This is a genomic window from Ruegeria sp. HKCCD7296 (genome assembly GCF_013110775.1).
Taxonomy (GTDB): Bacteria; Pseudomonadota; Alphaproteobacteria; order Rhodobacterales; family Rhodobacteraceae; genus Ruegeria.
On the sequence record NZ_WVRF01000013.1, the window covers coordinates 63,420 to 76,092 of the forward strand.

A 12,673-nucleotide genomic window follows, 5' to 3' on the forward strand; every position below is an offset into this window, starting at 1 on the left:
ATGCGTAAACTACTATTCACCCTCCCCTTCCTGCCCACCATGGCTGTCGCTCAGCAAGCGGGTTGGGGCAATGTCGGCCAGCAAGAAGAAAAGGGGTTTTCCTGGACCGATCCCCTTTGGCCCGATTTCTGGATGGCATGGACGCCAGCAACTCTGGCCCTGTTCGTCGGTATCTTTTCGGCAATCGCCCTGATTGGCTTGCTCGAAGGGTTCAAGTACCGCGATGGGATCGAACGGCGTGGCGTGCTGGGATTGACGACCACATTGGGCGACAGGCTGTTCATCACGCTTCTCGGCTCGGCCTATATCTTCCTCGCCTGGCTGGGAATTGTCGGACAACCTGTCTGGACGCCACTTTTCCTGTCGATCGGCTGGGGTATCTTCGTCTTCTGGAAAGTTTAAGCTTTGCGAAACAGCGAAAGGATGCTTGTCTGTCAGGCATACGAACCATGACGACACCGAGATCGATGCGAAAGAAAAAGACGACTAATCTGCTGACCGAGGTCGAACTGGAGTTCATGAACGAGCTCTGGGCTCTCGGGGAAGGCTCGGTGCGCGATGTCCTGGACCGCCTGCCCTCAGAACGCAATCTGGCCTATACGTCTGGTGCCACGATCCTGCGTATTCTGGATGAAAAGGGTTTTGTGGAAAGCCGCAAGTCAGGAAAAACCCTGATCTATACGCCGCTTTTGGAAAAGGACAGATATCAGGCCCGTTCGCTGCAAAACCTGTCCCGCACTCTGTTCGACGACACCCCAGCCACACTGGTGGCACGGCTCGTCGATGATGCCGGACTGAGCGAAGCCGACCTGGAGGACATTCGAGCGCTGGTAGAGAGGAGACTGCAAAATGACAGCGGTTAGACCGGTTCTCGACGCATATATCGAACTCAACATAGTGCTGGCATTGTCGGCGGCCATCTGGTTGATGGCACGCGTCGCCCTGACCCGCACGACTCTGCGCCATGGCTATGTCGCACAGCTGCGCGCACTCAAGGTTCTGTGCATTTGTATTCTGATCAGCCCTTTTCTAGCGTTGGGTGTGTCGTCTTTGGCCGCTCACGCATGGCCGGGGAGCGCCGTCGCCCTTGGCGACATAGCGGTTGCCGCTTATCTGCGCGGTGATATCGCCATGCCTGCCGTGCAGTTCGAGGCCCTGCTGAATACACGTGAAAGATGGGTCGATCTTGCTTTGTCAGGACAGCAGCCCGTTTTCATCTCACTCGCCGCCCTGTTCGCTGTCGCTGCGGCTGTATATGCCATTCGAGCTTTACGGGACGCCGTGATGATCCGCCAAACGGTCAGGTCCAGCTTCCTTTGGCGGCAATCAGCAAAGGTGGATATCCGCCTTTCGGATCGCATTACCGTGCCGTTCGCGGTGCGCGGGCTGCGCCGCCGTCATGTCGTTCTGCCCAGCCATCTTCTGGACACACCGCGCGAATTGCGCTTTGCGCTGGCCCATGAGTTTCAGCACATTCGCGCGGGCGATGTGGAATGGGAACTCGGCTTTGAGCTTCTGCGCCCTCTGCTGTTCTGGAACCCGGCATACCTGATGCTCAAGTACCAATTCGGCCGCTTGCGTGAACTGGCATGTGACCAATCCGTTGTTGCGCGCAAAAGGATCGATGCGCGCGAATATACCACGTGTCTTCTGGACTATTGCGCGCGCACTCTTTCAACGAGAAATCCACGCGTCTTAAACGTTGCCTTTGTGACCGGTGGAAAAGCCAAACGCGTACTGCGTCAGCGCGTGATTGCATTGACCGATGCACAGCCCGCCGAGACGCCTTTGCCAGCGGTGTTTCTTGGCATGTCACTGACGTTCGCCACCCTTCTGGCGCTTGGGGCGGCTTCGATCCAGCAAACACAAGACTGGAGCCATGACCGTCTTATGCTGTCGACCGTGGTCAATCTGGAACGTCTTGAGGCACGCAATCAGGGCAACTGATGCGATGCGTTACCAGCCGCGGCGCCCAAACAGGGAATGAATCCGGCCCTGATCCACAAATGGTTCGGGCGCGAGCGAACGTCTTAGTCGGCCAACCACGCGCTCAACCATGACCCAGCTGATTAAGGCGAAAATGACGCCGCCAAAAGCTTGTCCCAACAGAACACCGGACGCCCCCGCGAGATTTGATCCGATGGTTGCGAAAACCCAGGTTCCTACCGTGTGACGCCCCCAATTGATCCAAGTTGAATAGACTGGATGCCCAAGATTGTTAAAGCTGGCATTCGAAACAAAAATCACACCGTTGAAAAACGATGCCAGCGCCAGAGGTCCGCAGAACAAATAAATGAGAACCCGAGTTTCACCTTCGGCCGCAAACAAATCCGCAATCGGCGCCCGCAAGAGAAACAGAATCGCAGCCATACCCAGAACATAAAGCCCCGTGAATTTGATTCCGGCCAGAAAGGCCGTACGCACCCGATCGAATTTCTCAGCTCCGAAATTCTGCCCGATGATTGGCCCTATTGCCCCCGACAAGGCAAAGATGACCGAAAAGGCCACTGGAAGCAGACGACCTATGACGGCCATACCCGCCACCGCGTCCGTTCCGTATTGCGCAATTTCCCGCACAACGATGGCATTCCCAATGGGCGTAGCTACATTTGTCAGAACGGCAGGAATCGCGATGGCCCGCACAGGGCGCAAGTCCTGTGCCACCTGCTTCAAAGACGGGCGTGCAAAGCCCTGATGAACCCGCAACGCGGGCCACAGCGCCGCCGCCAGCATGCACAGCCGCGCCAGAACCGAGGCAATCGCGGCCCCATCCAGCCCCAGCCCCACAGCAAAGATCAGGATCGGGTCCAGAACGGCATTCACCACTCCGCCATAGATCGTTGCCATCATCGACCGTCGTGCATCGCCACGAGCGCGCAGCACGGCCATGGCCGCCATGGCAATCGACATGACGCACATTGTCGGCAGGATGATCGAGACATAGCGCATTGCCAGCCTAAGAACCTCACCTTCTGCGCCAAGCAATGACAACAGATGGCTAAGGTTCAACAAGACCAGAACGGGTACGACCAACCCGACGATCAAACCCAGCACCGCCACACTGGACGCATAATGCCTTGCCTGTTCGGCCCGCCCCGCCCCAAGTTCCCGTGCAACCAGCGCCCCGGCAGAAATCGACAAGCCGATATTGATCGCGTTGGTGAAAAACAAAAGCGTTCCAGCGTAACCCACCGCCGCAGCCAACGCGTCGTTGCCCAGCATCGAAATGAAGACCATGTCCACAAAGTCGACTGCAAAAATTGCCATCAGCCCGATGCTTGTCGTCAACGACATGCGGGTGACATGCCGCATCAGATTGCCGCTCAGGAATACGGCTTCGGTTTGAGATTGGTTGGACATTCTAACCTGTGGTGGTCGGTGTGTTATCCCGCCAGCATCACAGATCACCGCCACGGGTCAACGGTTTCGTTCCGATCTTTATGGTCGCGGATGAACACCCGACACAACCCGCTATCCCGTTTTGCCATCTACAGCCCCATGAGGACGTGTTAGAACTGCCGAAACACCAATTGTCCGAGGTGAGGCAGAGCATGAAACTGGAATTCCACCACATCAACTTCGTGGCTGATGATGTTGATCGTATGCATGATTTTTACACTAACGTGCTGGGGCTGGATGATATCCCGCAGGATAATTTCCCGCGCACCGAAGCTGACAAACACAGCGGCTATGACGGCAAAATCCGCTTTGCGACCGAAGGCAACATGCAGATGCATTTGGCCCAGCGCGCCTTTGACGTGGCCTTCAAGAACGGGCGGGTGATCAACCCAGTCGAGCGCGGCCACATCGCCTTTCGCACCGATGATCTACCCGCCTTCCTGAAGCTGCTGGACGAACGCGGCATCCCCTATTCAGACTATGGGACTACATTTGCGAAAGAGTGGCATCAGGTGTTCTTTCACGACCCCGAAGGCAATGTGATCGAAGTCCATCAGCAGGTCGTTCAGGACGACTGATCCGTAAAGGGCGGAACCAACCGCCCTCTCCCGGACCCTGGCCCTCAGACAAATCTGTTGACGTAGTTTTCCAGTATTTCTTGACGCCCTGATCTCGGCTGCGGATTGATCCCCTCGGCCAGAACCCGCTCGGAAATCTCGTCCAGGCCCGAAGCCAGCATCGCCTGCGCCTCGGGCGTCTTCCAGCCTGCGTAGCGGTCAGCCAGCGCCTGCTCCAAACCGCCATCTTCAAGCATTGCAGCCGCTGCTTTCAGGCCCCGGGCGCAGATGTCCATCCCGCCCACATGCGCGGCAATCAGATCTTCGGCGTCGATGGATTGTCTGCGCAGCTTGGCGTCGAAATTGGTGCCACCTGTGGTGAACCCGCCCGCTTTCAGGATGTGGTAATAGGCCAGCGCGACTTCGGGCGTGTTGTTAGGGAACTGATCCGTGTCCCAACCCGATTGATAGTCGTTCCGGTTCATATCGATGGACCCCAGCATCCCTTCGGCTGCGGCCACGGCGATCTCGTGCTCAAAGCTATGCCCCGCAAGGATCGCGTGCCCCTGTTCAAGGTTCAGTTTGACCTCATCCTCAAGCCCATACTTACGCAAGAAACCGATGCAGGTGGCCGCGTCAAAATCATACTGGTGCTTTGACGGTTCCTGCGGCTTGGGCTCAACAAGGATCGCGCCTTTGAACCCGATCTTGTGCTTGTACTCGACCACCATGTTCAGGAACCGGCCCATATGATCCAGCTCGGTCTTCATGTCAGTGTTGAGCAGAGTCTCATACCCTTCGCGTCCGCCCCAAAGCACATAGTTCTCGCCGCCCAGCTTGTGGGTGGCGTCCAGGCAGGATTTCACCGTGGCCGCAGCAAAAGCATAGACATCGGGATCAGGGTTGGTGCTGGCACCGCCCATCCAGCGGCGATGACTGAACATATTAGCCGTGCCCCACAGCAGCTTGGTGCCTGACACCTGCATCTTTTCACCGATATAGTCGGTGATCTCGTTCAACGTGCGCAGATTGTCCGCGAAGTTCCCCTGCTCGGGGCGAATGTCCGCATCATGCCAGCACAAGTAAGGCTGCCCCAGGATCTGAAACATCTCAAAGGCCACATCGGCCTTCATCTTGGCCCGCCCCATGTCGTCCTGCGGGTGCCAGGGGCGCTCGAAAGTGGGGCCTCCAAACGGATCCCCCCCTTCCCACGCGAACGAGTGCCACCACGCCACGGCAAAACGCAAGTGATCCTCCATGCGTTTGCCCATGACGATCTCGTCCGGGTTGTAGTGACGGAATGCGAGCGGGTTCTTACTGCCCTCGCCCTCGAATTGGACCTGCTCGATCCCTTGAAAGAAACCGCTCATCATCTCGTTTACCTCATTCCGTCTTTTCGCCGGGCTTCTTGCCCAGAATAATCATCGACAACAGGTCGTCATCAGTGACATCAGGGATGTCCACGGTACCAACCAATTGCCCGTTCTTCATGACCGAGGCTCGGTCGCACAGCTCCATCACCGCATGCACATCGTGGTCAATCAGGAAAATCCCGATGCCTTGCGCCTTTAGCTGTTGGATCAGGTCCGCCACCATTTGCGTTTCATGCGGACCCAGCGCGGCCGTAGGCTCGTCCATGATCAGGATGCGTGCGTTGAAATACACCGCGCGCGCAATGGCCACTGATTGCCGCTGACCACCCGACAGGGCCGAAACAGGATCGTTGAACTTCTGAAAATTCGGGTTCAGCTGCGCCATGATCTTGCGGCATTCAGCCTCCATCGCAGCATCGTTGACCAGACCAAAGGGGGTGACCATCTCGCGCCCCAAAAACAGGTTCGAGCTTGCATCCAGATTGTCTGCCAGCGCCAGCGTCTGATAGATCGTCTCGATATTGTTGGCGCGCGCGTCACGCGGGTTGTTGATCTCAACCTTCTTGCCATCAATCAGGATTTCACCATGGTCCATCTGATAGGCGCCCGAAAGCACCTTGATCAGAGTGGACTTACCGGCCCCATTGTGCCCCAGTAGGCCCACAACTTCGCCCGGGTACAGATCAACTGAGACGTGGTCTACCGCCTTGATGCCCCCGAAAGAAATCGAGATATCGCGCATTTCCACAAGCGGAGGCTGGCCGGAACCACGGCCCGAAGCTTGGTTCTGTGTTTCTTGAGCTTGCATCATTTCGCCCCCAGACGTTTGCGATAGACGATGTCGATATAGACAGCCAAAACCAGGACAGTGCCGACGACGATGTTCTGGAACGGCGCATCCACGCCGACCATGGCCATGCCCGATTGCAGCGCCTGCATGATCAAAGCACCAAGGATTGCGCCGTAGATCGTACCAATACCACCCGACAGAGCGGTTCCACCGATCACCGCAGCAGCAATCACGCGCAGTTCATCCAGCGTGCCAATATCGTTCGAGTGGTTGGCCAGACGGGCCGAGGCCACAACCGCTGACAACGCACACAAGAATCCCATCAGAGCAAAGATTTTGACGGTCATCATGCGCGTGTTGATACCGGACAACTCTGCCGCATCCGGGTTGCCGCCAGTGGCAAAGATGTAACGGCCAAAGCGGGTTTTGCGGGCTACAACGGTCAATGTCACGGCCACCAGGATCAGGATCAGAACCGAGATCGGAATGCCGTAGCCAACAATCAGCCCCTCGGGCAAGGTCTCACCCCGCGCTTCGAACATCCGTTCCAGACGGCGGGTCGGGATTGCATAGCTGTTGACGATCAGGACATAGCCCATGATGGCGATGCCAATGATTCCAGCCAGAGTTGTCTCAGCCCAAACAGGTTTCACAGGGAACCCGTGGGCGGCTTTGGACCGGCGGCCGCTCCACAACGCCCAGATCGCAATAGCAGTGGCGGCAAGGCCGAACAAAAGGCTGACGGTAGTTCCCAACGTGCCGTTTGTCCCCCCGAACATCAGGAAGTTGCTGTCCAGCGGGCCGATTGTCTGGCCATCGGTCATGTACCAGGCAACGTTGCGCCAGACCAGAAAACCGCCAAGCGTCACGATAAAGGCCGGAATGGTCAGGTAGCCCACCATCCAACCATGGAAGGCGCCGATCAATGTGCCCACCACAAGACCCACGACCAAAGTGATCGCCCAGGTCGCCGGGTGGTTCAAACCCATTCCCAATACGTTGGGCAATAGCTCGGTCTGAGTCATCGCCATGACCGCAGATGTGGTCGCCAGAAGCGCCCCAACCGACAGGTCAATATGGCGCATGACGATAATGAACACCATGCCACAAGCCATGATCGCAACCGAAACGGTCTGGATCGACAGGTTGAACAGGTTTCTGGGTGTCAGAAAACGGCCATCCGTAACGATGTTGAAGCCGATGCACAGGATGATGAAGGCGCCGATCATGCCCAATAGCCGCATATCCAGTTCCAGCTGCTGGAACAGGTTGGCCTTTGCTTTTTGGGGTACCGGCTGAGACGAAGTTTCGGTCATATCCGATCTTTCATGTTCAGCTATGATCTCTGGCCCACCCTTGCGGGCCAGAGACGTTGTGATTTGGAACTTGGTTTAGTTACAGGGCGCAGGGCCGTTTTCGACGCCCTGGCAAAGGTCTTCCAGCGGGATCCAGCCCGCGTCGACCACAACGGTCAGGTTGTCCTTGGTGATCGGCACAGGCGCCAGGAAGACCGAGTTCATCTCGGTGCCACCGGGCGAGGTCCAGCTGATCGCGCCTTCGACATCCGCAGGGCTTGTTCCGCTGCTCAACGCAACCGCGATTTCACCGGCAGCTTTGCCCAGCTCACGTGCGTCTTTCCAAACCGAGACGGTCTGCGTGCCCTTGGCAACACGGTTCAGCGCCGCGTGGTCACCATCCTGGCCCGAGACCGGAATACCGTCCATGCCTTGCGCGGTCAGAGCAGCAACAACGCCACCAGCAGTACCGTCATTCGAGGCGACCACGGCATCAACGTTGTTTTCGTTCGCTGTCAGGATCTGCTCCATGTTGCGCTGCGCGTTCGCAGGCAGCCAGCCGTCGGTATAAGCCTCACCCACAATCACGATGTCACCACTATCAACGGCGCCCTGGATGATCTCTTGCTGACCACCACGCAGGAAATCCGCGTTCGGGTCGGTGGGCGAACCCTTGATCATCACGTAATTACCCTTGGGCATCGCGTCGAATACAGCGCGCGCTTGCATCCGGCCAACTTCTACGTTGTCAAAGGTCAGATAAAACGCCCGGTCATCTTCGATCAGGCGGTCATACGCGATAACTGGAATGCCCTCGTCAGCGGCTGCCTGAACCGCCGGACCAATGGCCTGAGAGTCTTGTGCCAGAATGATCAGTGCATCAACGCCCTGAGCAATCAGACTTTCAATGTCCGACAACTGCTTGGCCGAGGACGATTGCGCATCCGACGAAATGTATTCGGCTCCACCCGCCTCGAGCGCGGCTTTGATCGCGGCCTCGTCGGTCTTCCAACGCTCTTCCTGGAAATTCGACCAGCTGACGCCCACAACAGGTTCGGCAAAAGCGGCCGTACCCATCAACACCGCCACAGCGGAAGCGCTGAGAATTCTTTTCATGATTTCCTCCCGGTTTCATTGAGCCATCGCTTCATGATTCGTGGCCCCGATAATTCTGAGTAGCATATTTATTTCAGTCGGTAAAATATTTATGCTATCGGTAACAGAAAAAACCGCCTAGGTTGAAACAGGGATTAGATTCGCGAGGGCAAGATGCTGAAAAGCAAAGCTTCTTCAAACGCCACGGACCAAAGAAACATCACCCGATTGCGGGTGCTGGAGCAGATTCGCGCAACCGAAGCCATCTCGCGAATTGACATCGCCACGGCGCTTGAAACCAGTCCTGCAACAATCACATCTGCCACAGCAGACCTGCTGTCCGCCGGTCTTATCCAGGAAATTGAAGGGGAGTCGCAGTCAAAATCCACACGTCGTGGCAGGCCACGTGTGCTTTTGAAACTGCACGGCGGTTGTCACATGATTGCGGGTGTAAAGGTCGCGCGGCATCAGATCTCGGTCATCTTGGTGGATTTCGAAGGTACCGAAATCGCCTCTTATACCCATCCATTGGATGAGGCGCGTATGGCACCCGAAATCTTCACACAAACGATCCGCACTGCCCTTGACCTTGCCTGTGGCACTGCGAACCGGTCGCTGTCTGATCTGTCCGGCGTCTGTATCGGCATTGCGGGGTTGATCGACGCAGAAAAGAACTTTGTACATTGGTCGTCTTCTTTGACAGAACGCAACGTAGACCTGAGCCCGCTCTTGTCCAAGGCGCTGCCCTGCCCCGCCTTTATCGAAAATGACGCCAATCTGGTGGCCAAGGCCGAGCAATTGTTTGGGCTGGGAAAAGGGCTGAAAACATTTCTGGTTGTGACCATCGAACACGGCATCGGTTTGGGTATCGTCGTTGATGGCAAACTTTATCGCGGCGAGCGCGGATGCGGCGCGGAGTTCGGGCATTTGAAGGTTCAACTGGACGGCGCGCTGTGCCAGTGCGGACAGCGCGGATGTCTGGAAGCCTATGTCGGAGAATACGCGTTGATCCGCGAAGCGACGATTGCCAGCCAGGCCACGGATCCTCGCACACTTACAGATATTCTTACGGCCGCAAATGCCGGCGATGCTCGGTCGATTTCCGTACTGTCCCGGGCCGGTCAAATGTTTGGAATGGGGGTTTCGAACCTGATCAATTTGTTCGATCCGGAATGCATTATCCTGTCCGGCACAAGGGGCAGTTTTGAATATCTGCACTCGGAAGACGTAATGACGCGTATCAGAAACGGTGTCGTCAGCGTTGACGCACCCCTGCCCGCGATCAAAGTGAATCACTGGGGGGATTCAATGTGGGCAAAGGGGGCGGCTGCTTATGGAATCGAACAGGTCTCGATTCTGAAAGTCAGGGAATTGGCGGCACATGCGAACTAGTTTGGCTTTCCTGCTGACCACAGCAACAACCGTTGCGGCGGATGCGCCTTCCCCGCAGTTTTTTGGCGTTGACGTTCAACCCCATATCTATGACGGCGGGTGGGAACATTTTGTGGGCGGTGGGGTCGCTGTTTTCGACTGTAATGGCGACGACCGCCCCGAACTTTTTGCTGCCGGAGGTTCAAACCCAGCGCAGTTTTTTGTGAACGTATCCGAGGAAGACATTCAGTTTCGGGCAGACACGCCCAGCGCTTTGTCCCTGACTGGTGTGACCGGCGCATATCCGGTGGATGTAGATGGCGACGGGTTGCTTGACCTGGCAGTTCTGCGCGTGGGTTCAGATCTGTTGCTGCGCGGCGGGCCGGATTGCGCGTTCGACCTTTTCAACTCGCTGAACTTCACTTCTGAGGATCATTGGACCACGGGTTTCTCTGCCACTTGGGAAAGCGGGCAAGCGCTGCCCACGCTGGCGTTTGGCACCTACGTTGACCGCAACAACCCCGATGGACCATTTGAGACATGCGGGCCGACTTTGCTGTATCGACCGGATGGCAGCTCATATGGCGTTCCCGTACATCTGGAACCCGGGCACTGTTCCCTCTCGGTACTGTTTTCCGACTGGGCGCGGTCGGGGCGTGCGGATCTGCGTGTCAGCAACGACCGTCACTACTATGTGCGCAACGGGCAAGAGCAACTTTGGGCGATGGAGAACACCCCACGCCTTTATGAGCACGCAGACGGATGGCTGCCGTATTCGATCTGGGGCATGGGCATCGCCTCGCGAGATTTGACCGGCGACGGGTTTCCAGACGTCTACCTGACCTCGATGGGGGATCAAAAATTCCAGACATTCGATCCGTCGACTAAGGGGCCGACATGGCGTGACGCGACCTATGATCGGGGGACGACAGCACACAGGCCACACACAGGTGGTGATGGTCGTCCTTCAACCGGCTGGCACGCCCAATTCGGTGACGTTAATAATGACGGGCGGGACGATATTTTTGTCGCTAAGGGCAATGTCGAACAGATGCCAGACGCTGCACAAACCGATCCAAACAACCTACTGATACAAAACGGCAATGGGCAATTTGTCGAAACAGCAGAACAAGCGGGCGTGGCTTCTATGGCAAAGTCCCGCGGCGGGGCCTTGGCCGATCTGAACGGGGATGGCTGGCTGGACATGGTGGTCGTCAATCGCGGTTCATCACTGGAGGTTTTTCAGAACAAGCCGCAAAATGGCAACTGGTTGATGGTGGATGTGGGTCAAGCACAACCCAACCGCTTGGCCATCGGCAGTTTTATCGAGGTCAAAACGGACGCCGGAGTGCAGACCCGGGAAGTCACAGTTGGCGGCGGTCATGCCAGTGGCATTGCTGGATTTCACCACTTTGGTCTGGGCGATGCGGAAAGCTTACAGATCAGGGTGATCTGGCCCGATGGCAAAGCAAGTGATTGGCGGACCGCCAACCCCAATCAGGTGATACGCCTTAGCCGCTGACCGCTGACTATTGGTCAACGGGCAAACCGCTTGGAACCGTCTTGGGCACCCCCAACCGAACTGCCGGGTCCTCCAGAGTGCCAAGGAAACTCAGGATGGCGTTGATGTCATCATCGCTCAGGCTCATTGGGGCCAATTTGTTTGAGGCGGCAATTGCCTCCACATGCGTGGGGTCTTGCATAGCCTGGGCATCCAGCGCGCCATCAAATTCGGGCAGTTCGGCTTTCTCGACCGAATAATTGCGCAAGGCTGCCACAGGATCCAAATGGTGACGCACCACATCTTCAAGCTCAGCATACGCGCCACTGTGCCCATAGGGCGCGGTCAGTGTCACGTTCCGCAATGAGGGCGTGCGAAAAGCAAACGCATCCCTTGCATCCCCTGTGACGCGCAACCGCCCGTCATCGCGCACGTGGTTTTCGAACCTGGCCGCTTTTCCGGGGCCGATCTGGGGCATGGCGATGGAATGGAAACTGTGATCCGTCTGGAACCATCCGCTATGACAACTGCTGCACCCGGCCTCACCGTAAAACAGGGTCATACCCAATTGCGCTGTCGCGGGCAGAGTTTCTTCACCCCGCATCGCGCGGTCAAAAAGGCTGTTATCTGCCCGCCATTCAAAAGCGATGAAATCCGCGATGACATTGGCGATGGCGGTAAAGGTGATCTCTTCCCCGGGCGCGACGTCCTCAAACCGCTGCGAATACTCCGGTATCCCCGCCACCCGCGCCGCGATCAGGTCCCAGGCCCCGCCCTCCTGGGTCAACAAGCCAAGCCGTACCGCCTTGCTCACCTCGTTTTCAGAATAGTGACCCGCCATCTCGTCAGGTGAAAGCACCGGGAACATCGCTTGCGCAGCCAGAGCCGATTGAAAGCCGCGCCGCATATCCGTCCCCAATGGCGTTCTGATGCCATTAGGTTGTGACGGATCAGCCTCCAGCCGACCATCATGAAAAAAAGTTGTGAATTCCAACGCACCAAGATTCCACAGGCCCGGCGAGTTTCGCGGAATCCGCTGTTCGGGAGAGTTGTCCTGAGTGATCTTACGCTCGGCCCCAAGCCCCACACCGCCTTCTCCGATTCCAAGTGAAAGCCCATCAGACGTGCCCAGTTTCGGATGATGGCAAGTCGCGCAACTGATATTCTTGTTCCCCGAAAGAATGGGGTCGTAAAACAACAACTGTCCCAGTTCGACACGTTCCAGGTCCGGCTCAAGAAATTTCGGAACGGGTCCAAGGTCCTGCGCCTGAAGTGCTGATGCCATCAGCCAA

The 12,673-nt window shown here is 57.0% G+C and carries 12 protein-coding genes; 6 read left to right on the forward strand and 6 right to left on the reverse strand.

Annotation, left to right across the window (positions count from 1 at the left end):
• From GS632_RS16390 to GS632_RS16400, 3 genes are all read left to right on the forward strand, one after another.
• A complete protein-coding gene (locus GS632_RS16390) occupies positions 1-402 on the forward strand; it encodes a DUF2160 domain-containing protein (RefSeq protein WP_171174917.1) in 402 nt (133 codons plus the stop codon).
• A gap of 65 nt (positions 403-467) precedes the next feature.
• Positions 468-863, forward strand: coding sequence for a BlaI/MecI/CopY family transcriptional regulator (locus GS632_RS16395; protein ID WP_171174919.1), 396 nt, complete (start codon positions 468-470; stop codon positions 861-863).
• A complete protein-coding gene (locus GS632_RS16400; RefSeq protein ID WP_171722210.1) occupies positions 850-1,947 on the forward strand; it encodes a M56 family metallopeptidase in 1,098 nt (365 codons plus the stop codon). Before GS632_RS16395 ends, GS632_RS16400 begins: the two co-directional genes overlap by 14 nt.
• A 9-nt stretch (positions 1,948-1,956) precedes the next feature.
• On the opposite strand, the gene GS632_RS16405 is transcribed toward GS632_RS16400, so the two are convergent.
• Positions 1,957-3,360: an MATE family efflux transporter gene (locus GS632_RS16405; RefSeq protein ID WP_253284494.1), complete on the reverse strand. Its 1,404-nt coding sequence runs from the start codon at positions 3,358-3,360 to the stop codon at positions 1,957-1,959.
• A 191-nt stretch (positions 3,361-3,551) separates the two neighbouring features.
• On the opposite strand from GS632_RS16405, the gene GS632_RS16410 reads away from it, so the two are divergent.
• On the forward strand, positions 3,552-3,977 hold the full coding sequence (locus tag GS632_RS16410) for a VOC family protein (RefSeq protein WP_171237330.1): 426 nt from the start codon (positions 3,552-3,554) through the stop codon (positions 3,975-3,977).
• Between the two features lie 44 nt (positions 3,978-4,021).
• On the opposite strand, the gene xylA is transcribed toward GS632_RS16410, so the two are convergent.
• The 4 genes from xylA to xylF all read right to left on the reverse strand — a co-directional run bounded on the left by xylA (position 4,022) and on the right by xylF (position 8,491).
• A complete protein-coding gene (xylA, locus tag GS632_RS16415) occupies positions 4,022-5,326 on the reverse strand; it encodes a xylose isomerase (RefSeq protein WP_216601824.1) in 1,305 nt (434 codons plus the stop codon).
• Between the two features lie 13 nt (positions 5,327-5,339).
• Positions 5,340-6,137: an ATP-binding cassette domain-containing protein gene (locus GS632_RS16420; protein WP_171174927.1), complete on the reverse strand. Its 798-nt coding sequence runs from the start codon at positions 6,135-6,137 to the stop codon at positions 5,340-5,342.
• Positions 6,137-7,435, reverse strand: coding sequence for a sugar ABC transporter permease (locus GS632_RS16425; RefSeq protein WP_171237328.1), 1,299 nt, complete (start codon positions 7,433-7,435; stop codon positions 6,137-6,139). Before GS632_RS16425 ends, GS632_RS16420 begins: the two co-directional genes overlap by 1 nt.
• Positions 7,436-7,510: 75 nt before the next feature.
• Entirely contained in the window at positions 7,511-8,491 is a 981-nt protein-coding gene (xylF, locus tag GS632_RS16430) for a D-xylose ABC transporter substrate-binding protein (RefSeq protein ID WP_371732105.1), read from the reverse strand.
• 192 nt (positions 8,492-8,683) lie between these two features.
• Between xylF and GS632_RS16435 the strand changes: the two genes are divergently transcribed.
• Together GS632_RS16435 and GS632_RS16440 are read left to right on the forward strand one after the other, a co-directional pair.
• Positions 8,684-9,901, forward strand: a complete 1,218-nt coding sequence (locus GS632_RS16435; protein ID WP_171174933.1) for an ROK family transcriptional regulator — start codon at positions 8,684-8,686, stop codon at positions 9,899-9,901.
• Positions 9,891-11,402 (forward strand): CRTAC1 family protein, encoded by a 1,512-nt coding sequence (locus GS632_RS16440; protein ID WP_171237327.1) that lies wholly within the window; start codon positions 9,891-9,893, stop codon positions 11,400-11,402. The genes GS632_RS16435 and GS632_RS16440 overlap by 11 nt, the downstream gene beginning before the upstream one ends.
• Before the next feature lie 7 nt (positions 11,403-11,409).
• Here the strand turns inward: GS632_RS16440 and GS632_RS16445 are convergent, their stop codons facing one another.
• Positions 11,410-12,666 (reverse strand): cytochrome-c peroxidase, encoded by a 1,257-nt coding sequence (locus GS632_RS16445; protein WP_253284495.1) that lies wholly within the window; start codon positions 12,664-12,666, stop codon positions 11,410-11,412.
• Between the last annotated feature and the right edge of the window lie 7 nt (positions 12,667-12,673).

Excerpts from the sequence above, each read along its gene's own strand:
- GS632_RS16390 (WP_171174917.1), top strand. The coding sequence starts at position 1 with ATGCGTAAACTACTATTCACCCTCCCCTTCCTGCCCACCATGGCTGTC.
- GS632_RS16395 (WP_171174919.1), top strand. The coding sequence starts at position 468 with ATGCGAAAGAAAAAGACGACTAATCTGCTGACCGAGGTCGAACTGGAG.
- GS632_RS16400 (WP_171722210.1), top strand. The coding sequence starts at position 850 with ATGACAGCGGTTAGACCGGTTCTCGACGCATATATCGAACTCAACATA.
- GS632_RS16405 (WP_253284494.1), bottom strand. The coding sequence starts at position 3,360 with ATGTCCAACCAATCTCAAACCGAAGCCGTATTCCTGAGCGGCAATCTG.
- GS632_RS16410 (WP_171237330.1), top strand. The coding sequence starts at position 3,552 with ATGAAACTGGAATTCCACCACATCAACTTCGTGGCTGATGATGTTGAT.
- xylA (WP_216601824.1), bottom strand. The coding sequence starts at position 5,326 with ATGAGCGGTTTCTTTCAAGGGATCGAGCAGGTCCAATTCGAGGGCGAG.
- GS632_RS16420 (WP_171174927.1), bottom strand. The coding sequence starts at position 6,137 with ATGCAAGCTCAAGAAACACAGAACCAAGCTTCGGGCCGTGGTTCCGGC.
- GS632_RS16425 (WP_171237328.1), bottom strand. The coding sequence starts at position 7,435 with ATGACCGAAACTTCGTCTCAGCCGGTACCCCAAAAAGCAAAGGCCAAC.
- xylF (WP_371732105.1), bottom strand. The coding sequence starts at position 8,491 with ATGGGTACGGCCGCTTTTGCCGAACCTGTTGTGGGCGTCAGCTGGTCG.
- GS632_RS16435 (WP_171174933.1), top strand. The coding sequence starts at position 8,684 with ATGCTGAAAAGCAAAGCTTCTTCAAACGCCACGGACCAAAGAAACATC.
- GS632_RS16440 (WP_171237327.1), top strand. The coding sequence starts at position 9,891 with ATGCGAACTAGTTTGGCTTTCCTGCTGACCACAGCAACAACCGTTGCG.
- GS632_RS16445 (WP_253284495.1), bottom strand. The coding sequence starts at position 12,666 with ATGGCATCAGCACTTCAGGCGCAGGACCTTGGACCCGTTCCGAAATTT.